At 70.1% G+C, this 20,031-nt stretch carries 18 protein-coding genes and 1 CRISPR repeat array; of the genes, 5 read left to right on the top strand and 13 right to left on the bottom strand.

What is annotated here, in order from left to right; all coding sequences use genetic code 11:
* Nucleotides 1-5: 5 nt before the first annotated feature.
* The 4 genes from C1877_RS05425 to C1877_RS05410 all read right to left on the bottom strand — a co-directional run bounded on the left by C1877_RS05425 (nt 6) and on the right by C1877_RS05410 (nt 4,101).
* A complete protein-coding gene (locus tag C1877_RS05425; RefSeq protein WP_114568618.1) occupies nt 6-1,205 on the bottom strand; it encodes a M42 family metallopeptidase in 1,200 nt (399 codons plus the stop codon).
* 208 nt (nt 1,206-1,413) lie between these two features.
* Complete coding sequence (locus C1877_RS05420) at nt 1,414-2,631, bottom strand: GGDEF domain-containing protein (protein ID WP_114568617.1); 1,218 nt, start codon at nt 2,629-2,631, stop codon at nt 1,414-1,416.
* Nucleotides 2,628-3,815 (bottom strand): GGDEF domain-containing protein, encoded by a 1,188-nt coding sequence (locus tag C1877_RS05415; RefSeq protein ID WP_114568616.1) that lies wholly within the window; start codon nt 3,813-3,815, stop codon nt 2,628-2,630. Before C1877_RS05415 ends, C1877_RS05420 begins: the two co-directional genes overlap by 4 nt.
* A 4-nt stretch (nt 3,816-3,819) precedes the next feature.
* Nucleotides 3,820-4,101, bottom strand: coding sequence for a hypothetical protein (locus C1877_RS05410; RefSeq protein WP_114568615.1), 282 nt, complete (start codon nt 4,099-4,101; stop codon nt 3,820-3,822).
* A gap of 211 nt (nt 4,102-4,312) precedes the next feature.
* On the opposite strand from C1877_RS05410, the gene C1877_RS05405 reads away from it, so the two are divergent.
* Entirely contained in the window at nt 4,313-6,631 is a 2,319-nt protein-coding gene (locus C1877_RS05405) for a bifunctional alpha,alpha-trehalose-phosphate synthase (UDP-forming)/trehalose-phosphatase (protein ID WP_244909800.1), read from the top strand.
* A gap of 40 nt (nt 6,632-6,671) precedes the next feature.
* Here the strand turns inward: C1877_RS05405 and C1877_RS05400 are convergent, their stop codons facing one another.
* The 6 genes from C1877_RS05400 to C1877_RS05375 all read right to left on the bottom strand — a co-directional run bounded on the left by C1877_RS05400 (nt 6,672) and on the right by C1877_RS05375 (nt 11,580).
* Nucleotides 6,672-7,217 (bottom strand): hypothetical protein, encoded by a 546-nt coding sequence (locus C1877_RS05400; protein ID WP_114568613.1) that lies wholly within the window; start codon nt 7,215-7,217, stop codon nt 6,672-6,674.
* Complete coding sequence (locus tag C1877_RS05395; RefSeq protein ID WP_041239452.1) at nt 7,214-7,669, bottom strand: NanQ anomerase/TabA/YiaL family protein; 456 nt, start codon at nt 7,667-7,669, stop codon at nt 7,214-7,216. The genes C1877_RS05400 and C1877_RS05395 overlap by 4 nt, the downstream gene beginning before the upstream one ends.
* Before the next feature lie 117 nt (nt 7,670-7,786).
* Nucleotides 7,787-8,185: a GIY-YIG nuclease family protein gene (locus C1877_RS05390; protein WP_083809066.1), complete on the bottom strand. Its 399-nt coding sequence runs from the start codon at nt 8,183-8,185 to the stop codon at nt 7,787-7,789.
* Entirely contained in the window at nt 8,176-8,820 is a 645-nt protein-coding gene (locus C1877_RS15455) for a thermonuclease family protein (protein ID WP_015539838.1), read from the bottom strand. Before C1877_RS15455 ends, C1877_RS05390 begins: the two co-directional genes overlap by 10 nt.
* Nucleotides 8,821-9,259: 439 nt before the next feature.
* Nucleotides 9,260-9,558: a CRISPR direct-repeat array (repeat unit 32 nt; unit sequence GTTTCAATCCACGCGCCCCTATGGGGCGCGAC).
* A 98-nt stretch (nt 9,559-9,656) separates the two neighbouring features.
* Entirely contained in the window at nt 9,657-10,823 is a 1,167-nt protein-coding gene (locus C1877_RS05380) for a GNAT family N-acetyltransferase (protein ID WP_114568612.1), read from the bottom strand.
* A 529-nt stretch (nt 10,824-11,352) separates the two neighbouring features.
* On the bottom strand, nt 11,353-11,580 hold the full coding sequence (locus C1877_RS05375) for a helix-turn-helix domain-containing protein (protein ID WP_015539839.1): 228 nt from the start codon (nt 11,578-11,580) through the stop codon (nt 11,353-11,355).
* Between the two features lie 92 nt (nt 11,581-11,672).
* On the opposite strand from C1877_RS05375, the gene C1877_RS05370 reads away from it, so the two are divergent.
* Nucleotides 11,673-11,888, top strand: a complete 216-nt coding sequence (locus C1877_RS05370) for a hypothetical protein (RefSeq protein WP_114568611.1) — start codon at nt 11,673-11,675, stop codon at nt 11,886-11,888.
* On the opposite strand, the gene C1877_RS05365 is transcribed toward C1877_RS05370, so the two are convergent.
* Nucleotides 11,885-12,106 carry a helix-turn-helix domain-containing protein gene (locus tag C1877_RS05365; RefSeq protein WP_015539841.1) on the bottom strand — a complete coding sequence of 74 codons (222 nt, stop codon included), beginning with the start codon at nt 12,104-12,106 and terminating at the stop codon, nt 11,885-11,887. The genes C1877_RS05370 and C1877_RS05365 overlap by 4 nt on opposite strands.
* A 112-nt stretch (nt 12,107-12,218) precedes the next feature.
* Between C1877_RS05365 and C1877_RS05360 the strand changes: the two genes are divergently transcribed.
* From C1877_RS05360 to C1877_RS05350, 3 genes are all read left to right on the top strand, one after another.
* Complete coding sequence (locus tag C1877_RS05360) at nt 12,219-12,437, top strand: helix-turn-helix domain-containing protein (protein ID WP_041239454.1); 219 nt, start codon at nt 12,219-12,221, stop codon at nt 12,435-12,437.
* Between the two features lie 18 nt (nt 12,438-12,455).
* Nucleotides 12,456-13,076, top strand: a complete 621-nt coding sequence (locus C1877_RS05355; protein ID WP_227155473.1) for an NUDIX hydrolase — start codon at nt 12,456-12,458, stop codon at nt 13,074-13,076.
* A gap of 323 nt (nt 13,077-13,399) precedes the next feature.
* Nucleotides 13,400-16,705, top strand: coding sequence for a DEAD/DEAH box helicase (locus tag C1877_RS05350; protein ID WP_114568609.1), 3,306 nt, complete (start codon nt 13,400-13,402; stop codon nt 16,703-16,705).
* 140 nt (nt 16,706-16,845) lie between these two features.
* Here the strand turns inward: C1877_RS05350 and C1877_RS05345 are convergent, their stop codons facing one another.
* Entirely contained in the window at nt 16,846-19,410 is a 2,565-nt protein-coding gene (locus C1877_RS05345; RefSeq protein ID WP_114568608.1) for an acetyl-CoA carboxylase carboxyltransferase subunit alpha, read from the bottom strand.
* Nucleotides 19,411-19,448: 38 nt separating this feature from the next.
* The gene (gene fabZ / locus C1877_RS05340; protein ID WP_015539842.1) at nt 19,449-19,904 is read right to left on the bottom strand and encodes a 3-hydroxyacyl-ACP dehydratase FabZ; all 456 of its coding nucleotides are present in this window, start codon (nt 19,902-19,904) and stop codon (nt 19,449-19,451) included.
* Between the last annotated feature and the right edge of the window lie 127 nt (nt 19,905-20,031).

The raw sequence follows: 20,031 nt of genomic DNA, 5'->3' as shown, positions 1-20,031 counted from the left end.
GGCGGCTACTCCGCGCCCGTCTCGTCGAACCGGCGCTGCGCGGCCGACTCGTGCGCGGGGGCGTCGGCGGCAGCCTGGGCCGCCAGCTCGGCGTCGTCGGCGGCCTCCTCGCGCGCAAGCGGGCTCGCGCCGGCCATGCCGGGCACGAAGCACGCGTCCCCGCCCAGGTCGCGCGCGAACCGCACGACCAGCTTCACCGTGGCGTCCAGGTCGGCCAGGCACACCACCTCAGTGGGCGTGTGCATGTAGCGCAGCGGCACGGACACGAGGCCCGTGGGGATGCCGCCGCGGGCCATCTGGATGGCGCGCGCGTCGGTGCCCGTCACGCCCGGCTCGGCCTCCAGCTGGTACGGCAGGCCCTCGGCCTCGGCGGCGGCCACCAGGCGCTCGAACACCTCGGGGTTGATGTTGGGGCCGCGCGCGATGACGGGGCCCTGGCCGCACACGATCTTGCCGTGCTTCGTCGGATCGATGCCCGGGTAGTCGGTGGCGTGCGTCACGTCGAAGGCGAGCCCCACGTCGGGGCGCACGGAGTACGCGCTCGTCTCGGCGCCGCGCGTGCCGATCTCCTCCTGCACGGTGGCGGCGAACGTGAAGTCGCCGGGCGCGCGGCCCGCACGCGCCAGCTGCTCCAGCACGCGCACGCCCACCCAGACGCCCGCCTTGTCGTCGAAGGCGCGCGACACGGCCATGCCCGCGCCGAAGCGCTCGAAGCCCACGCCGAACGTGATGACGTCGCCCACGCGCACGAGCTTGCGCACCTTCTTCCCCGGAAGCCCCAGGTCGATGACCAGCTTGTCCAGCGGCGTGACCTTCTTGCGCTCGTCGGGCTCTATGAGGTGGATGGGCTTGCGGCCCACCACGCCGCGCAGCGGCTCCACCGACTCCGAGGCGTGCACGTCCACGCGCATGCCGGGCAGCACGGCCGCGTCCACACCGCCCACCGAGGCCACCGACAGGTAGCCCTCGTCCGAGATGTACGTGACCATGAGGCCGATCTCGTCCATATGGGCGGACAGCATGAGCGACGGGCCCGCGCCGGCACCCTTGAGCGTGGCGTGCACCGACCCCATGACGTCGGTCCTTATCTCGTCGGCCGTGTCGGCCAGGCGCTCGCGCACCAGGCGCGCGACGGCTATCTCCGTGCCGGTGGCCGAGGGCGTCTCGAGCAGCTCCTTGAGGAACCTCACCTGTTTCTTCTTCATGGCGCTCCCTGCTGGTTCGCGCGCGCCGGCCCGCAGCGCGCCAGGCCGAGGCCGACCTGCCGCCTGCACCGCTCACGGCGCGCTTCCACTGATGTCGGGCCTCATTATAGCGCCTCGCGAACGCGGCGCGCGCGTCTTTCGCCCGATGACGCAAGGCCGTCACCCGCCCATCACGAACAGGCGGCGGCACGCGGCGGGCGGCCGCCCCTCAGCGCGCCTCCCTACCGGCCCGCTTGTCCTCGTACATGGCGGCGTCGGCCCGCGCGACGAGCGAGGCCGCGTCGTCCCCTGGCCGCGCCGAGGCCACGCCCACGCTGACGGACATGGAAAACGGGCTGCGCTCGGAATCGCTCTGCGTGCGCAGGCGGTGCCGCGCCTCCTCGAGGCGCTTGCGCAGCACGGCGGCGGGCACGTCGGGGAGCGCGACCACGAACTCGTCGCCGCCCAGGCGGCCGAGCACGTCGTCGGGCCCGCTCGCCACGTCGTCGAGCACGGCGGCGACGCACGTGAGGCACCGGTCCCCGTCCTCGTGGCCGCCTGCATCGTTCACGCCCTTCAGGTCGTTCACGTCCACGAAAGCGAGCGAGAGGGGGCGCCCTCGGCCCAAGAGCTCGTCGATGCGCGCCTCGGCGAAACGGCGCGAGCAGCATCCGGTGAGCTCGTCGCGCCGGACGATGTCCTGCAGCTTGTCGCCCTCGTGCTCGCGCTCGGCCACCTCGCGCTCCAACAGGCGGCGCTCCTCGCTGCGCCGTATGACCGCGGCCGTCCGGTACGCGTAGTAGAATGCCAGCGACAGGCTGGCGAAAACGCTCACCGACGCCTTGAGCGCCCACACCTTCACCACGAGCGCGTTGACGTCCACGTAGTACAGCAGCAGGATGGAGCAGAGGTACAGGTACCCGAGCACGCCCATGGCCAGCACGAACCGGCGCGAGCGGTCGTTCCCGTACACCACGGCCGTCTCGCCGTGGCGCAGCACGCGCCGCTGCACGCACAGGAGCAGGGCGCCGAGCAGGAACCCGAGCGCCACGGGAACCGTCTTCAAGTTCCCCTCCTCGCCGATGTCGTTGCTGAACGCGCTCTGCGGCACGTCGAAGGCGATGGCGCACAGCGACCGCGCGAACTCGTTGGCGCCAAGCCCCACCAGGGAGACGAGCAGCGCGCAGAGCAGCGAGGCCCGCCAGGGGCACCTGAAGGCCCATTTGATCTCGAACAGGAACAGCACGCAGATGACGAGCCAGTTGGCCACCAGGTTGAACTGCAGCATGCTGAGCGCCGCGAATGCGAGGTAGTTCCCGGCGAACACGGCAATCTCGGCGCCGCGCCTCGGGGCGGCGAAGCCCGCCTGGGCCTCGAGGCCGGCGAACATGGCCGCGTTGAACAAGAAGTAGCACACGGCGCTGATCGCGAAGGGCGCGACTCTCATCGGGCACCGCCTGAAACCCGGCCGTGGTAGGCGCGCTTGCTTTGGTACATGGCGCGGTCGGCCCGCGCGACGAGGGCGGCGGCGGACTCCCCCTCGCAGCCCGATGCAGCCGTGCCGAACGAGAACGACACAGCCCCCACGCCCTCGACCGGCTGGGCGGCCAGCACCTCGAGCGCCTCCCCGGCATGCCGCCCGACCTCGCGCTCGTCGCCTTCGGGGAGCACGACGAGGAACTCGTCGCCGCTCATGCGGCACAACGCCGCCCGGCCGGGAAACGACGAGCGCAGGGCGTCGGCGAGCCTGACGAGGCAGGCGTCGCCCGCCTCGTGGCCGAACGTGTCGTTGACGGCCTTGAGGCCGTTCATGTCGAGGTAGGCGACGGCGAACGGACGCCCGTGCTCCAGCAGGTCCTCGACGGTCCGCAGGCCGGTGAGGGCATCGCGCGACGCCTGGTCGCGCAGCTGCCCGAGGCGCGCCTCCTGGCGCTCGCGCCGCTCCATGAGCGCCAGGTACTCCTCCTCCACGTGCGCGTCGCGCCCGAGCAGCGACGTGGCTACCACGAAGGCGGCCACCGACACGCCCAGCAGCAGCATGCTCGCGCCCAAGAACTCCGACAACAGCGGCACGTCGAGGCGGAACAAGCTGGGAAGCGCGTCGAACAGGATGTAGGCGAGCGAGAACCAGCCGAACCAGAACAGCGCGGCGTACGACCGACCGCCCTCCGCGTCGAGCGGAAAGCGGTCGAGCAGGCCGCGGAACGCCAGCGCGGCACCGCAGAACAGGGCGAGGCCCGCCGCGAGCACGGCCGGGCGGAGGGAGTCGTCTTCCACGACCTGCCACGGCATGCCGCCGACGAGGATGGACGCCGCGGAGAACACCAGCAGCACCGACACCGCGAAGCAGGAGAACACGAGGTTCGCCGCGAACAGGCCGTGGGCCGCCCGACCGGATGCCAGGCAGAAGGCCAGCGCGAACGCAGCCCAGGCGCCCGCGCACAGCACGACGAGCGGCACCGCGGCAAGCGAGGCGGCCGACCCCCAGGCGGCGAGGAGGACGGCGAGGAGGACGGGCGGGAACCGGCGCCCGTCGCCGCCGATTCCCAGGCGCCGGACGAGGCCCCAACCGGCGAGCGCCGCGCAGACGGCGAGGACGACGGTTGCGGCTATGGCTGCGGGCGCGGCCACCCTCCTACCAGTACTCTTTCTTCTTCGCTCGCTTGCGCTCCTTCTTCGGCGGACGGAAGTCCAGTTCAAGCTGGCCGTCCTGGACGGGCTTCGACGCCTTCTTGCGCTCGACGCGGTCCACCGTCCACGATACGGCGTCCTTGCCGTACAGCTCCAGCATGCGCAGGCGCGCGTCGCGGGAGTTCGCCTTGGTGCCGGCACGTGCGTCGCTCTGGAACTCGAAGAGCCCCGTGGCGCGCGCATCGGAAGCGGCGGGCGAGCGGTAGTGGGCGATGTAGGTCTGCATGTCCTTCCCTCACGGTCGAGCGGCTTTCAAACGGTAACGAAGATGATACCACGATGCGCCGTCGAATAGCCCGCCGACCGGCTGCGCGAGGGCGGTGCGGCGGCGGTCACAAGAGAACCACGGCCCCGCAACGGCCCCGCAACCGCTTCGCAGGGCCGCCGGGCGCACCCGTACAATGGGACGGAAACCGGCAACAGGTAAGGTGAACCGCATGGACAACCCGCACAACCGCCTCATCATCGTATCGAACCGCCTACCCTACCGCATCGAGCCCGACGAGCGCGAGGGCTTCGCCTTCACGCGCACCGTGGGCGGCCTCGTGGCCGGGCTGGAGCCGCTGCACGCCCAGCCGGGCAACGTTTGGCTGGGCTGGGCCGACGAGCCGGCCGGGCTCGACGAAGCAGGGCGGGCGCGGTTCGAGCGGGCGCTGGCCGAGCGCTCCTGCGCACCGGTGCGCCTGGACGAGCGCGACGCCGAGCTGTACTACGAGGGCTTCTCGAACTCCGCGCTGTGGCCGCTGTTCCACGGCTTCCCCCAGCATACCCGCTTCGACGAGGAGGCATGGGAGGCGTACGTGCGCGTGAACGAGCGCTTCCGCGACGCGGTGCTCGCGCTGGCACGGCCCGGCGACACCATCTGGGTGCACGACTACCACCTCATGCTGCTGCCGTCGCTTCTGCGCGAGGCGCTGCCGGACGCCTCCATCGGCTTCTTCCTGCACATCCCCTTCCCCGACTACGAGACGTTCCGCATGCTGCCGTGGCGCCGCGAGCTCATGCGCGGCGTGCTGGGCGCCGACCTCGTGGGCTTCCACGCCTACGACTACGTGCGCCACTTCCTGTCCAGCTGCCGGCGCATCGTGGGCGTGGAGAACGAGAGCGGCACGCTGTTCGCGGACGGCCGACTCGCGCAGGTGGACGCGTTCCCGCTGGGCATCGACTACGTGCGCTACCGCGACGCCGCGCGCCTCCCCGCAGTGCGCCGCCTGGTGGCGGAACTGGGCGAGGAGAAGGGCCATGAGGGCTGCAAGCTCATGCTGTCGGTGGAGCGGCTGGACTACTCCAAGGGCATCCCCGAGCGCCTGCTGGCCTTCGACGCGTTCCTGGACCGCTTCCCCGAGTGGCGCGGCCGTGTGGTGCTGGTGCTGGTGACGGTGCCGTCGCGCGAGAACGTGGCGTCGTACGCGGCCCTGAAGAAGCAGGTGGACGAGCTGGTGGGCCTCATCAACGGCAAGCACTCCACCATGGACTGGACTCCCGTGGACTACTACTACCGCTCGCTGCCGTTCGAGCGGCTGGTCAGCCTGTACGCCGCGAGCGACGTCATGCTGGTCACGCCTTTGCGCGACGGCATGAACCTCGTGTGCAAGGAATACCTTGCCTGCCACGACGGGGGCGGCGGGGCGCTCGTGCTCTCCGAGATGGCCGGCGCGTCCTACGAGCTGCACGAGGCCCTGTGCGTGAACCCGTTCGACCAGGAGGGCGTCGTGGACGCCATGCGGCGCGCGCTGGAGATGCCGGAGGCCGAGCAGCGGCGGCGCAACGCCCCCATGCAGGAGCGCCTGGCCCGCTACACGTCCGAGAAGTGGGCGCGCGAGTTCCTGGACGCGGCGGCCGACGTGAAGCGCCGCCAGGCGGGGCTGAGCGCTCATCTGCTGGGGCCCACGTCGGCGGGACGGCTGCTTGAGGCGTTCCGCGGGGCGCGGCGGCGGGCGCTCCTCTTGGACTACGACGGCACGCTCATGCCGTTCTCCGACGACCCGGCCCGCGTGGCCCCCGACGCGCGGCTGCGCGCGCTGCTGCAGCAGCTGGGAGCGGCCGCGCGCACCGACGTGGCCGTGGTGTCGGGCCGCGACCGCGCCACGTTGGAGTCGTGGCTGGGCGATCTGCCGGTGGACCTGGTGGCCGAGCATGGCATCTGGTTCCGCGGACGCGACGAGCGCACGTGGGTGCTCGAGGAGCCGTTGAGCGACGACTGGAAGGACGCCGTGCGCCCGGTGGTGGCCGACTTCGTTGACCGCACGCCGGGCTCGATGCTGGAGGAGAAGGACTTCTCGCTCGTGTGGCATTACCGCATGTGCAGCCAGGAGCTGGCCGAGCGGCGCGTCATCGAGATAAAGAACGCCCTGGGCGATGGGCTGGCCGACCGCGGCATCGCGCTCATGGACGGCAACAAGGTGGTGGAGGTGAAGCCGCGCGGCGTGGACAAGGGCCATGCGGCGCACCGGTGGTTCCGCGACCCGGCCTACGGCTTCGTTCTGGCCGCCGGCGACGACCGCACCGACGAGGACGTGTTCGAGGCCGCGCCCGAGAGCGCCTGGACCGTGAAGATAGGCGACGGCCCTACGCGGGCGCGCTACGCGCTGAAGAACACGGGCGAGATGCGCGCGCTGCTGGAGCAGCTGGCGGTCGCATGCGCCGAGGAGGACGCCGAAGGCGGGGACGGCGCCTCGCCGGGCGCCGGGCGCCGGGACGTGCTGCGCGCGCCGGCGACGGTCATGCCGCGCACGCGGGCGCTCGCGCGGGCGTAGGCTCAAGGCCGCGATGCGGATGGGCGCCCGTCCGCATCGCCTAGAACAGCCGCGACACGAACCGCACGGCGCCCGGACGGGGGCCCTCGCGCACGGGCTCTCCCAGCAGGTACGCCATGACAGCGTCCAGCAGCTCGGCCAGCCCCTCCGGCGGCAGCGTGCGCGAAAGGCCGCTCTTCGCCAGGCCCGCGAACCCGGCGTCCTGGGCATGCCGCACGCCGTCGAGCACGAACGCGCGGCGGCGGTTCGCCGCGTCGCGCACCGCCACGATGGTGCGCGCGGGCAGCTGGGCGTAGAGCTGCGGGGGCACGCCGAGCTTTCGCTCGTACCATTCGGGCACGTTGCGCACGCCCTCCTCGGCGAAGAACTCCCGGAACTCCCCGCTGCCGTCCAGCGGGTACGCCGGCAGGCTGTAGCCCGCGCGGCGGCCGTACTCGTAGACGTAGTGCGAGGCGTCGCCCGCCTGGGCGCGCTCTCCCAGCAAAAGCGACAGCAGCTCCAGCACGCGACGTGGGCTCAAGCGGTCGCGCTCCGCTTCCAGCAGGCGCGCAAGCTGCCCGACGAGCGCATCCTCGCCGGCCGTCAAGCCCGCACCTTCACCACGATCTTGCGCACGCGCCCCGGCTCGCCAACCGCGCATCCCGGCTTGTGGGCGTCCTCGGGCGCGAGCACGGCCATCTCCCCCGCCCGCAGCACGATGGAGCTCGGCGTCTCGGGCGTGGCGAACAGGCCGAAGTCGGCCTCCTCGTCGAACTCCCCGCTGGGCGCGAGACCTGCGAGCGGCGCGTACTGCAGCACCTCCTCGCCCTCCACCACGTACTGCACGTCGTAGTAGCGCCGGTGGGCCTCCATCTGCTTCTGGCCGGCGGGCACCGTGTCGTACTCCTGAACGTTCGCGAACACCTCGTCGCCGTCGATGTCCGCGCGTCCCAGCGGAAGGCGCGCCAGGTCGGCCTCGCGCAGGAAGGAGAAGGCAGTGCGCATGCGCGCGGAGAGGTAGTCGTTCTTGTCGGCGGTGGGAAGCGGGGTCACGAGCACGGGAAGGTCCTTTCGACGGCGGGCACCCCTGCGGCGCGCAGCGCCGCGGGGCGGAAGCTTGATGGGTATCGCCTGCCATTCTAGCAGCATCGGGCACTGGATGCGCCTGCCATCTCCCTACGCTTTACCGCCCGGATGCCCGCCGTCATCGACGGCAGCGCCCGCATCGGCGCTCGCGGCCTCCTGCAGCTCGGCGAGGACGACGGCGAAGCCCTCCGTGCGGGCGCGGGCAAGCAGGCGGTCCTTCGCGCGGCGCGACAGGTGCTTGAAGCGGAACTCGGCGCTCATGGCCTCGTGCTTCGTGGCGAAGCGCGCCTGCGCCACCACTTCCACGGGCGTGCGGCTGCGCGTGTACTTTGCCCCCTTGCCGGCGTTGTGCGCACGGGTGCGCTGCTCCACATCGTTCGTATAGCCCGTGTAGAGCGTGCCGTCGGCGCAGGCTAGCACGTACACGTAGAAGGCCGGCTGCTCCTGCGGCGCCGCGTCCGGCTCGGGGTGCGTCCCGCCTACGCCCACTTGTGGGTCACGCCCCTGCCGTCGGCGGTGGCCTCGTCGCCCCAGCGCTGGAAGAGGTCGTGCAGCGTGGTGTCGGGTTTGTAGCGCTTGACCTGCGCGTATCCGTCGCGTACGAGGATAGCGTTCAGCATCTTTTCCGCGATCCCGCCTTCATCCGCCGGGTCGTCCGGCCGCTCGAGCCACACGTAGCGCAGAAGGCGGCCGTAGCGGTCGGCGTCCGAGACGTCGCGCGAGAGCCACACCGTCTGCCCCGGCGCCACGAGCGACTTCGCGTAGTCCGAGGCGATGCGGCCCTCCTCGCAGTTGCGCGCCTCGTCGGCCGCCAAGCTCTCCGGCGTATCCATCCCGATGAGCCGCACCGTGGCGTTCTCGTCGCCGGGCACGCTCACCTTGAGCGTGTCGCCGTCGACTACGCGCACGACCTGGACTTGCTGGAGGCCGTCCCCTACGGGGGCGATAGTCGCTTGGCCGTTCCGGTCCGGCGCGACATCCTCCGCGCCCCCGCCGCCTGCAGCGCCGAACCATCCGAGCGCGGCGCCGACCACGAGCACGGCCGCAATGGCGAGGGCGACAAGCGGGCTCCTCCGCGCCAACCGCCTTAAGGCGCGCCCCGCCTGCTGCTTCTCCGATGCCATGGATTCCCTTCCCCCGTTTTTCTACGAACGAGAATTATAGACCAACTGCTTGGAGGTCGCCGCAAGCTCCAACCTTCGTTGAGCCTCCTTGCCAGTGCAGGGACCGCACCAGTCGGCTCGCCGCTCGCTGCAACCGCCCGTCGAGGAGTGCGCCATAGCATTTGCGCGAAGTCGGGCGGGCGAGCTTCGGCAACCGCATCGTCTTCGAAGGAAAATAACCCGTCCAGTCCATCGACGCATGCGGCGCCGCTTTCGCGAAAGAGCCCGCCATGATCAACCAGTTCTGCAAGAAACCACTGTGGGAGCGCTCGTTCCAACCCGCGAGCTTGTGAGGGCTCGACCTGCTTCCTCGTCGGCACGTTGCGGAAATCCCAGTTTCAACCCGCGAGCCCGCGAGGGGCGCGACCATATCTTTAATGACTGTTGGCGACGTGTTTTTGTTTCAACCCACGCGCCCCTATGGGGCGCGACCATGGAAAGCGTTTGGGGGCCCTGCACGATCTTCTGGTTTCAACCCACGCGCCCCTATGGGGCGCGACCAGCAGCTACCGCAGATGGTAAGTGATTGCATCATGTTTCAACCCACGCGCCCCTATGGGGCGCGACGGGGCAGCGCCACGCGGCGCCCCTCCCGCCGGCCGTTTCAATCCACGCGCCCCTATGGGGCGCGACGCGCATGATCGCTTCGTCATCAAGTGCGCCTTCGGTTTCAATCCACGCGCCCCTATGGGGCGCGACTGGTAGTTTATGCAGGATAGTGCATTTTTCACTTATAGTATTCATTTTTCAACATGCGTAGCACCTCGCGCAACCAGCAGGCAGCACCATTGAACGTGTCATTCTGCGCGAACCTCTTGAGTGGATTGCCGGAGCTTCGGGTTCGCGCCGTTTCGCGCGCTCTCGTGCGAGGCAGCCTCCCATGACGCGCGCGTCAGATAGTACGTCGCCAGGTCCTGCATGGTGCCGTCGGGGGCGGGCTCGGCGGCGTGGATGACGCCCTCGCGTTCGAAGCCGCACTTCTCGATGACGCGTCGGGAGCGGTCGTTGAACAGGTAATGCGTGCAGGAGATCAGGCCGAGGGCCAGCTCCTCGAAACCGTAGCGGATAACCTCACGCGACGCCTCCGTCATGTAGCCCCGGCCCCAGGCGGGCTTCGCCAGGGAGTACCCCAGCATGAGGGCATCGACGTTGCGCCGCTGCGGGTCGGGGATGAGCCCGACCGAGCCGATGCAGGGGCCCGTGCGCAGCTCCGACGCGGCGCCGTCTGAACCGGCAGTCCCGTCAGTCCCGGTGGCGGAAAGCTTCTCGAACACGCCGAACACGTGCGGCTCGCAGGCCACGGCCTCGATGAACGCGCGCGAGTCATCGAGCGTGCGATGCACGGGCCAGCCGGCGTCGGCGCCCACGTCGGGATCGGAGCAGTAGGCGAACACGTCCTCGGCATCCTCCGGCTCGATGGCACGCAGCACGAGCCGCTCGGTCTGGAGCACGGGGCAGGCGGCGGACGTCTCGGCGAACAGGGCCGGAAGGGCACCGGGGCGCCGCACGGCAGAGGCGGCGAGAACGGCCGCCAGCTGCTCCTCGTCGATCACGCGCACGCCCTCCGTCCGCAGCAGGCGCGCCGTGGCGCCGTAGCCGGGAACGAGCACGCCGGAGAACGTGCCGTCGTACACCAGGCCGCATCCGCACGACGGGCTCTTCGCCTTCAGCACGGCCAGCTTGCAGCCGCCCTCCCCCACGGCCTTGAGCGCCGCCTGCGCTCCGACCATGAAGGCGGCCGTGACGTCCGTGCCCTCCGCGCTCGTCACGCGCAGGACGCGCTCGGCGGCATCGACCTCGCTCGGCGGCCGAGGCACCGGCAGGCCGCCCAAGACCTCCGGGCACACGGGCACGAGCTCGACGCCGTCCAAGCCCTGCAGGAGCCGGGCGGCCTCGGACGGGCACGACCTCCCGTCGTAGCGGCAAGGCTCTCCCAGCAAGCAGGAACTGATGGCTATCTTCAACGTCTGCGCCTTTCGTCGGCGGAATACAGCTGCGAACGTCATTCTAGCACGGAGCAGCGCGGCGAACATAAGGCCGGAGACGATGCGGGCGAACGCCTCGCTACGACGACTGCCCGCCGGATGCACACGGCGGGCTGCATGGTCTCAGGCCGGAGCCCGACGAAGAGAGCATTTGATGCCGAAAAGCACCCCCTGCCGGCGAGGTCGCGGCGGCGATGACGGCCGTGAAGAAGGCTCGCATGGCGGGTATCCGAACCTGACGGTCAGGCACGACTTTGCCAGCGCGAAGGCGAGCCCGGCGGCATCCGAATCGCTCAAACCGGAGATCGGCCGGTACGCACGCGAGATGGAGGAGGAATCGAGCCGAATCGACGTGGACTCCCGGAAAACCAAGCGCGGCAACCGAACCCATGAGCCCGCCTACGAGGCGCCGAGGATAGCCCCGTGCATGCCCGAAGCGCCGGAGGCAGGCGAGATGCCCACCATCTCAACGCTTCTGCGCAGTTTCTGGCACCGAGCCGAGACGCAGTCAGAAATCGATCAGGTCGCGCACCTCCACGCCGAGCGCGTCCGCGATCCTTCCCAGCTGCTCGAGCCCGATCTTGATCTTCCCCTGCTCGACGCGGGTGATGTAGGTGTGGGAGTTGGGCTGGCCGATCATGCCCGCGAGCGTGCGCTGCGAGAGGCCCTGCGCCAAGCGCTCCTCGCGGATCGACTTTCCGAGCCGCTCGTATTTGTTGTCCTGTGTCACTCCCATGTGCCAAGGGTATGCGCTAGACTATTCGTCATAGTCACATGTGAGTGACCTTGACGAAATCGTTTCCGCCCTGTCCGGCGGAGGGGAGCAGCATGGTCGAGCTGGAGGGGGCGGCGGATGCCGAGAGAGCCGCCGACAAGGCGAAGGCCGTACTGGAGCGACTCGTCGTGCGCTTGGAGCTGTACGGCGGGCGACTGGAAAACGAGGGACTCGACACGTTCGGTGCCCTCCGCGTCAACGCGATGATGAAGGGAGGTTCTGGGCTCGGGCGCCTCGCGCCTCGGGGAGGCGGCGGACCTGCTCGCTAGACGCCTTTGAGAAGCTCCTCCAGGGAGATGCCCAACCCGCGGGCGATCGAATCGAGCGTGGCCAGGCTCACGTTGCGCCTGCCGCATTCGACGTCGGCCAGATAGGTCCGCGACACCCCGAGCAAGGGGGCGCAGGCGTACTGCGACAGGCCCCGCTCCTCGCGTAGGTCCTTGATCCTAAGGCCGAGCCTCCTCTGCGTTTCGGACGATGTGCGCATTCGCCCATGTTTGCGCATCACTGCTGCTCTAATAGTCCACTTTGGGGGTCTATTTGACACCCGGAGCGGTATCGTCGAACACCCGTTGTCCCGGATCGGAAAGGAGGGGCTCATGGCCGTCGTCTCCAAGCTCGGCCGCATGATGGAAAAGCGCGGCGCAGGCACCGTCGAGCTCGCGGCGAGGGTCGGGATCACCCCGGTCAACCTCTCCCGCATCAAGACGGGCAGGGTGAGGTCGATTCGGTTCTCGACACTGAACGCACTCTGCCGAGAACTCGAATGCGAGCCAGGGGACATCTTGGGATACTTTCCCGACGAGAAACCGGGTTGATCACGATGGGAACTATGTATGCCCAGCTCCGTTGCACCACCAACGCTGGGCGCGTACAATGCCCCTATGGCCCTCATCGACGACATACGCGCCTACGAGCCCTTCAACGAGCAGGAGGCCGTCGACCGGCTGGCCATCCTGCGCGCGCTCGCGAACGACCCGCACGTGTTCGACCGCTCGGCACCGGCGCATATGGCATGCTCGATCTGGACGGTCGACCCTGCCAAGCAGCGCACGCTCATGGTGTACCACAACCTCTACGACTCGTGGAGCTGGATCGGCGGGCATGCGGACGGCGAGCGCGACCTGGCGCGCGTGGCGCTGCGCGAGCTCGAGGAGGAGACGGGCGTGGCCGGCGCCCGGCTCGTGCCGAGCGGGCCGGGCGGCATCTTCTCGCTCGAGGTGCTCACCGTGGACGGCCACGAGAAGCGCGGGCGCTACGTGGGCTCGCACCTCCATTTGAACGTCACGTACCTGGCGGTGGCCTCGCCGGAGGAGCCGCTGCGCGTCAAGCCCGACGAGAACAGCGGCGTGCGGTGGGTCGATCTGGACGACGTCTGCACCGTGTCCACCGAGCCGTGGATCGTGGACCGCATCTACCGCAAGCTTATCGGGAAGCTGGCAGGCGTCGCGCTCTGACAGGGCGGGATCCTCCCGGACGAACGGAAAGAGGCATGATCGCCGGCGCGTACAGCCCCCCCCCCCCGCCAGCGAACCGATGATCGCGGCGCCCGTACCGGTCAGCGCGCTCGGGTTCAGCGGCGCCGTGGTGGCCATGGCGGCGCTCTCCCCCGGCGAACGCGCATAGCGCGGCCATGGAGGCGCAGCTGCGCGATCCAACCCGGCCACTGCGAGCCCGATGCCGTTTTCGCGTCGGGCCCCGGCCGCCGCCCCCGCGCGGACGGTGCTGTAGTATGATGAACTAGTACACCCGTTCGGAGAGGAAGGTGGGGAAAGCACCGATGATCCCGGAGAACGCCCTTGCGGCTATCTGCTCCGCGCGCACCCTTGCACGTGCGGAGCAGATAGCCGCCTCCGACCGCAACATCCTCACGAAGCAGGTGCGCTACGATGGCGACGAGATCACGCTTTCCGCGTTCGTGGCCTCGAGCAGCGGCTGGGACGACCGCTACCGCACATCGGTGTGCTTCGAGGATGACAGCGGCATCATGCTGGACTATTCCTGCACCTGCCCCGCCGACCGCGAGCACGACGGCATGTGCAAGCACTGCGCGGCGCTGATGCTCTCCTACAGCCGCGCACCTCAGCGGTTCCTCGGCTACCAGGCGCAGCGCACGCGCACGACCTCGGCTTGCATCGAGGACTTCATGAAGCGCGCGGAGCGGCTGGCCGGCGCGCAGGAGGCAATCGGAAACGTCGACATCGAGACGACGCTCGCTTGCGGCTACCGCTCGTGGTCGGCGCGCTTCCGCCTTTCGGGGCCGCAGGGCTCCTATGTGATGAAGGGCATCTCCGACTTCGTCGAGCGCATGCGCACGGGCGAGTTCTTCTCCTACGGCAAGAAGCTCGCGTTCCACCATGTGCCGGCCCAGCTCACCGAGCACGCCCGTCACATTGCGCGCTTCCTCGACCGCGCCGTGGCCCTGCGCGAGCAGACGAGCGCGGCGGCGTACTGGCGCTACCGCTCCTCGAACGTGGTTGGGCGCGACTTGGAGCTCACGGATGCCGAGGCCGTCGAGCTGCTCGATCTCCTGGCCGGTCGGGATTTCGCCATGGACGAGGACGAGATCGGCGCGCGACGAGCCATGCGCACCCGCATCGTCGATGAGGACCCGCGCATCACCGTCGCCCTGAGGCCCGCCGATCGGGGCGGCTACTTCGTCGAGCGCACTGATTTTCTGGCGCTGGCCGCGCAGGGTGAGCGCCTCTACGTGTGGAAGGACGGCCTCTTCCACAACTGCTCGCCCGAGTTCGCCCAATGCGCCGACTTCCTGCGCAACGTCTACGACAGCAGCGAGAGCGACCTCTACGTGGCCGAGGCCGACATGCCTCTGTTCTGCGCGGCGGCGCTGCCGGCCATCGAGCGGCACCTGCACGTGGACCTGCCCGCCCAGATCGAGGCGTACAAGCCCGTGCCCTGCCAGCTTGAGTTCTTCTTCGACCGCGACGACACGCGCGTGACCTGCGACGCCTGGGCAGCCTATGGCGAGGTGCGCCATCTGCTGTTCGGTTTCGAGACGCAGGGGGAAGGGGCGGGCGCGCCGAAAGCAGGCACGGGAACGGAAGCGGCGGCGAGGAAGACGGAAACCCCGCCGAAGCCCTCCGGCCCGCTGCGCGACGAGCGCCTGGAGGCGCGTGCGGGCGAGCTGGCGGCGAGGTACCTCGATGCGGTGGACGCCACCCTTCCCCTCGCCGACGACGAGGCCGTGGGCGCGCTTTTGTTCGGCGGCCTGGCGGAGTTCCGCGCGCTGGGCACGGTGTTCACCACGCCCGCGTTCGACCGCCTCATCCGCGACAAGAAGCCGCGCGTAACGCTCGGCGTGTCGCTCGCGGGCAACCTCGTCAACCTCACGGTGGATTCGGGCGACCTGCCCGCCCGCGAGCTCGCGTCGCTTCTGGCGAGCTACCGCAAGCGCAAGCGGTACCACCGGCTGCGCGACGGGATGTTCCTCGATTTGCAGGATTTCGACCTCTCGCAGCTCGACCGCCTCGCAGCCGACTTGGGCCTCACGGCCAAGGAGTTGGCCGCAGGCTCGGTGGAGCTGCCCGCCTACCGCGCGTTCTACCTCGACGAGGAGGCCGACCTTGCGCGCGACCGCTCGTTCACGCGCTACGTGGAGGGCTTCCGCGCCGCCGACGAGCGCGCCTACGACGTGCCGCCGGCGCTCGCAGGCGTCCTGCGGCCCTACCAGGCCGAGGGTTTCCGCTGGCTCTCGGCGCGCTGCGACGCGGGCTTCGGCGGCGTGCTGGCCGACGAGATGGGCCTCGGCAAATCGGTGCAGCTCATAACCCTGCTGCTCGCCCGGCGAGAGGAGGCGCGCACGGTCGGCCCCTCCCTTATCGTGTGCCCCGCGTCGCTCGTGTACAACTGGCTCGCGGAGTTCGAGCGGTTCGCGCCCGAGCTCGACGTGCGTGCCGTGGCGGGCACGAAACGCGAGCGCGTGCAGTCGCGGCGCGAGGCCTTCGAAGGCGGCGGGTGCGACGTGCTCGTGACCTCGTACGACCTCCTGCGCATCGATGCAGCCGCCTGGGCGGAGCACGAACTGTTCTGCTGCGTGCTGGACGAGGCGCAGTACATCAAGAACCCGGCGACCCTCACCACGCGCGCCGTCAAGCGAGTGCGGGCGCGCCACCGCTTCGCGCTCACCGGCACGCCCATGGAGAACCGCCTAAGCGAGCTCTGGAGCATCTTCGACTTCCTCATGCCGGGCCTTCTGGGACCGTACAACCGCTTCCGCGAGCGCTTCGAGCTGCCCATCGTAGGCGGCGACGAGGAGGCGGCACGGCGCCTGCAGGCCATCGCAGGGCCGTTCATGCTGCGCCGCCTGAAGACCGACGTGCTGCGCGAGCTGCCCGACAAGCTGGAATCCATCGTGTACGCTCCGCTCGAAGGCGAGCAGCAGCGCCTGTACGCCGCGCACGAGCAGCGGCTACGCGAGGAGCTGACCGCGCAGCGCAAGAACAAGAACGACCGCAGCTTCGACCAGCGCAAGGTGGAGGTGCTCGCCGAGCTCACTAAGCTGCGGCAGCTGTGCTGCGACCCGCGCCTGCTCTACGAGAACTACGAGAAGGGCGCGGCCAAGCTCGACGCCATCATGGAGCTCGTGTCCTCCGCACGGGACGCCGGCGAGAAAACGCTCGTGTTCTCCCAGTTCACCAGCTTCCTCGACCGCATTGCGGAACGGCTCGACGCCGCAGGAGTGGGCTACTTCACCATCACGGGAGCCACGCCGAAGAAGCGCCGCCTGGCGCTGGTGAACGCCTTCAACGCCGACGACACGCCCGTGTTCCTCGTATCCCTCAAGGCGGGCGGCACCGGCCTCAACCTCACGGGCGCCTCCGTGGTCGTGCATGCCGACCCCTGGTGGAACGCCGCCGCGCAGAACCAGGCCACCGACCGCGCGCACCGCATCGGCCAGGATAAGGTGGTGAGCGTGCAGAAGGTCATCGCGAAGGGCACCATCGAGGAGCGCATCATGCGCCTCCAGGAGGCGAAAAGCGATCTGGCCGAGCAGATAGTCGGCGCAGGCGGCGTCTCGCTGGCCAGCCTCACCCGCGAGGACCTGATCGACCTTTTGCAGGGGTAGCGAGGATCCGGGCATGGCAGCAGGTGACAGGGGGACGGGGATAATGTCACGCTCCCCTGTGCGACAGGGCTGCGCAAGACGTTCGGGAGCGTGACATTATCCCCGTCCCCCTGTCACGCCCCCCCCCGGCCGGGCGGCCGTTAGAATTTCGCGAAGCGCTCGTAGCGGGCTTGCAGCAGAGCCTCCGTCGGCTGCTCGGCGAGCTCGGCCAGGGCGGCGCTCACGTAGGCGCGCACCTGCTCGGCGGCGGCCTCCGGGTTCTCGTGGGCGGGGGCGGGACCCTCGGAGAGCACGGCGTCCACGATGCCCATCTGGCACGCCTCCGCGGCGCTCATCTTCATGACGGCGGCCGCCTCGGGGGCGCGGGTGCGATCCTTCCAGAGGATGGACGCGAAGCCCTCCGGCGAGAGCACCGAGTACACCGCGTGCTCCTGCATGGCCACGCGGTCGGCCAGCGCGAGCGCGAGCGCCCCGCCGCTTCCGCCCTCGCCCACCAGCACGCTCACCACGGGCACGCGCAAGCCGGCCAGGGCCAGCAGGTTGTCGGCGATGGCGTTGCCCTGCCCGCGCTCCTCGGCCTCCATGCCGCAGAACGCGCCCTGCGTGTCAACGAGGCACACGACGGGACGGCCGAACTTCTCGGCCTGGCGCATGAGGCGCAGGGACTTGCGGTACCCCTCCGGCTGCGGGCAGCCGAAGTTGCGGCGGATGCGCTCCTTCAGGTCGGCCCCCTTCTCCTGCGCGATCACCGTCACGGCCCGCCCGCCGATCCAGCCGACACCCGCCACCACGGCCGCGTCGTCGCCGAAGGAGCGGTCGCCGTGCAGCTCGATGAAGCCGTCAACGAACGCGTCGATGTAGGCGCGCGCCGTGGGCCGGTGCACGTTGCGCGCCAGCTGCACGCTCTGCCAGGCGCGGTTGCCGGGATCGACGGCCGCGGCGGCGGAGATGTCAGCGGGCGCCCCGTTCACCTCGAGCGAAGCGCCACCCTCGGCGTCGAAGCCGCCGCGGGCGAGAACCTTCCCCAGGCGCTTTGGCGACACGGCGCCGGAGGCCTTCCGCTCCAGGCGCCCCGCCAGGCCGCCCAGCAGCTGCTGGGCGCGGCGCGGACGCCAGGGGGACGACTCGCCGAACGGCAGGCCGCCCTCGGGCTCCAGCAGGCCGTACGTCACCGTGTTGTACGTGTCGGTGCCATGCTCCAGGTTGTCGCGCACCGTCTGGAAGTCCACGAGGATGGCGCAGTCGCCCGGCTCGTGCGCGCCGCGGTTCGACCTCGCGGTGGCCAGGTGGATGGCCAGCAGGTGAGCGAGCGTCGAGCGCATCTCCGAGCGCTCCACGATGGCGTCGATCAGGCCGTGCTCGAGCGCGAACTCGGCCGTCTGGAAGCCCTCGGGCAGCTCCTGCTTGATGGTGTCCCTGATGACGCGCTGGCCCGCGAAGCCGATGAGGGCGCCCGGCTCGGCCAGGACCACGTCGCCCTGCATGGCGAACGACGCGGTCACGCCGCCCGTGGTGGGGTCGGTGAGCACCGAGAGGTACGGCAGCCCCGCCTCGCCGTGGCGTGCCAGCGCGCACGACACCTTCGCCATCTGCATGAGCGACACGAGGCCCTCCTGCATGCGCGCGCCGCCCGAGGCCGTGAAGATCACGACGGGCAGGCGCTCGTCGGTGGCGCGCTCCACCAGCCGGCACAGCTTCTCGCCCACCACCGAGCCCATGGAGCCCATGAAGAACTGCGACTCCATGATGCCCACGGCCACGCGCAGACCCGCGATGCGGCCCTCGCCCGTGCGCACGGCCTCCTCGAGCCCCGTCTTGGCGCGCTGCGCCGCCAGCTTGCCGCCGTAGCCCGGGAAGCCCAGCGGATCGGTCTCGGGCACGGAGCGGTTCCATTCCTCGAAGCTGCCCGCGTCGAGCGTGTCGTCAATGCGCTCGGCCGACGACATGCGGAAGTAGCCGCCGCACGACGGGCACGTGGAGTGCCCCGATGCGAGGCTCGCCTCGTCGAACGAGAGCCCGCAGCGCTGGCAGGTGCGCCACGTGCCGTCGTCGAGCGGCGGCTTGTCGGTGGAGCAGAGTATCCAGCCGAGGGCCGGCGCGTCCGGGCTCATCGCGCGGAACACGCGCACGCCCCGCGCGGCGGCGCGGGCGAGGAAGCTGTCCACCTCGGCCAGGGGAAGCGCCTCGTCGGAGAGAAGCACCACTGCGGCGCCGCATTCGTCCGCCGCCTGCAGCACGGCATGGCCGTTGCCGAAGAGCGCGTCGGAGTAGCGCTCGCCCAAGCACACCGTGCGCTGAGCCGCCTTGAGGTACCCTTCCCCGCGACGGTCCTGCGTGTACACGGCGCAGGCACAGAAGCCCGCATCGGCCACGGCCTGCAGCAGGCGCTTGGCCGCTTTGGAGCGGGCCATCACGAGCGCCACGGGCTGGGCGGCCGTCGCGGGGGCGCCGGCCTGCGCATCGGCCGCGACGCGCGCCCGCGAGCTGGCCTGGGCCTCGCCCGGGGCGACCGCCGTGTACTCGGACGCGTCGGCCGCCTCGAGCGCATTCGGGGCGAGCGGCAGCGCAGCCGCAGCCTCCTCCACCATGCGCGACAGGCGGTAGGCGACGTCGGCCGACTCCGGCGCGGGGGCTGCCGCACCGCGCTGCGGGACGACCTCGCCGTCGCAGGAGAGCGTGATGTAGTTCTGCTTGCGTTGCCTCATCGGATGCTCCTTGCCTCTTGCCTCGGGACACCTGCGCCTCATGCCTGCGCTTCCGCCTTCGCCAGCACGTACTTCTGGGTGGCTGTCGCGCACACCGCACCGTCGACGCTCGCCTCCACCTCGGCCACGCACAGGCGCGACGAGGACTTCACGATGCGCCCCTTCAGGGTAAGCGTCTCGCCCGGCTCCACCTGGCGGCGGAACTTCGCGCCGTCGATGCCGGTGAGGAACCCGATGGAACCCTCGGCGCCGCGCTCCACGAGGATGCAGAACGAGGCCGCCTGCGCGAGCGCCTCCATGATGACGACGCCCGGCAGCACCGGATGACCCGGGAAGTGTCCCTTGAACAGCGGCAGCGCAGGGTCCACGTCGAGCTCGGCCGTCACCTCGACGCCCGGCTCGCACGCGACTACCCGGCTCACCCAGCAAAACGGGTCGCGATGCGGCAGCACCGCCTCGACGACGTCCTTGCCGCAGGGATACTCGATGTCCATGATGGCTCCTTTCAACGGTGCGCGCTTTGCGCGCCATGCGCCTGAAAGGCGCATAACGAACTCACAGGTTGGCGCTAGTCGGTCAGCGAGGGCGCCTGCGGTGCCCGAGATCGCGGGGAGGGCGAGG

Source organism: Gordonibacter pamelaeae (assembly GCF_003340385.1).
Lineage (GTDB): Bacteria > Actinomycetota > Coriobacteriia > Coriobacteriales > Eggerthellaceae > Gordonibacter > Gordonibacter pamelaeae.
This window is presented reverse-complemented; position numbering and strand designations above follow the sequence as displayed.

Excerpts from the sequence above, each read along its gene's own strand:
- C1877_RS05355 (WP_227155473.1), top strand. The coding sequence starts at position 12,456 with ATGCCCAGCTCCGTTGCACCACCAACGCTGGGCGCGTACAATGCCCCT.
- C1877_RS05350 (WP_114568609.1), top strand. The coding sequence starts at position 13,400 with ATGATCCCGGAGAACGCCCTTGCGGCTATCTGCTCCGCGCGCACCCTT.
- C1877_RS05425 (WP_114568618.1), bottom strand. The coding sequence starts at position 1,205 with ATGAAGAAGAAACAGGTGAGGTTCCTCAAGGAGCTGCTCGAGACGCCC.
- C1877_RS05360 (WP_041239454.1), top strand. The coding sequence starts at position 12,219 with ATGGCCGTCGTCTCCAAGCTCGGCCGCATGATGGAAAAGCGCGGCGCA.
- fabZ (WP_015539842.1), bottom strand. The coding sequence starts at position 19,904 with ATGGACATCGAGTATCCCTGCGGCAAGGACGTCGTCGAGGCGGTGCTG.
- C1877_RS05410 (WP_114568615.1), bottom strand. The coding sequence starts at position 4,101 with ATGCAGACCTACATCGCCCACTACCGCTCGCCCGCCGCTTCCGATGCG.
- C1877_RS05365 (WP_015539841.1), bottom strand. The coding sequence starts at position 12,106 with ATGCGCACATCGTCCGAAACGCAGAGGAGGCTCGGCCTTAGGATCAAG.
- C1877_RS05405 (WP_244909800.1), top strand. The coding sequence starts at position 4,313 with ATGGACAACCCGCACAACCGCCTCATCATCGTATCGAACCGCCTACCC.
- C1877_RS05420 (WP_114568617.1), bottom strand. The coding sequence starts at position 2,631 with ATGAGAGTCGCGCCCTTCGCGATCAGCGCCGTGTGCTACTTCTTGTTC.
- C1877_RS05375 (WP_015539839.1), bottom strand. The coding sequence starts at position 11,580 with ATGGGAGTGACACAGGACAACAAATACGAGCGGCTCGGAAAGTCGATC.
- C1877_RS05345 (WP_114568608.1), bottom strand. The coding sequence starts at position 19,410 with ATGAGGCAACGCAAGCAGAACTACATCACGCTCTCCTGCGACGGCGAG.
- C1877_RS05370 (WP_114568611.1), top strand. The coding sequence starts at position 11,673 with ATGGTCGAGCTGGAGGGGGCGGCGGATGCCGAGAGAGCCGCCGACAAG.
- C1877_RS15455 (WP_015539838.1), bottom strand. The coding sequence starts at position 8,820 with ATGGCATCGGAGAAGCAGCAGGCGGGGCGCGCCTTAAGGCGGTTGGCG.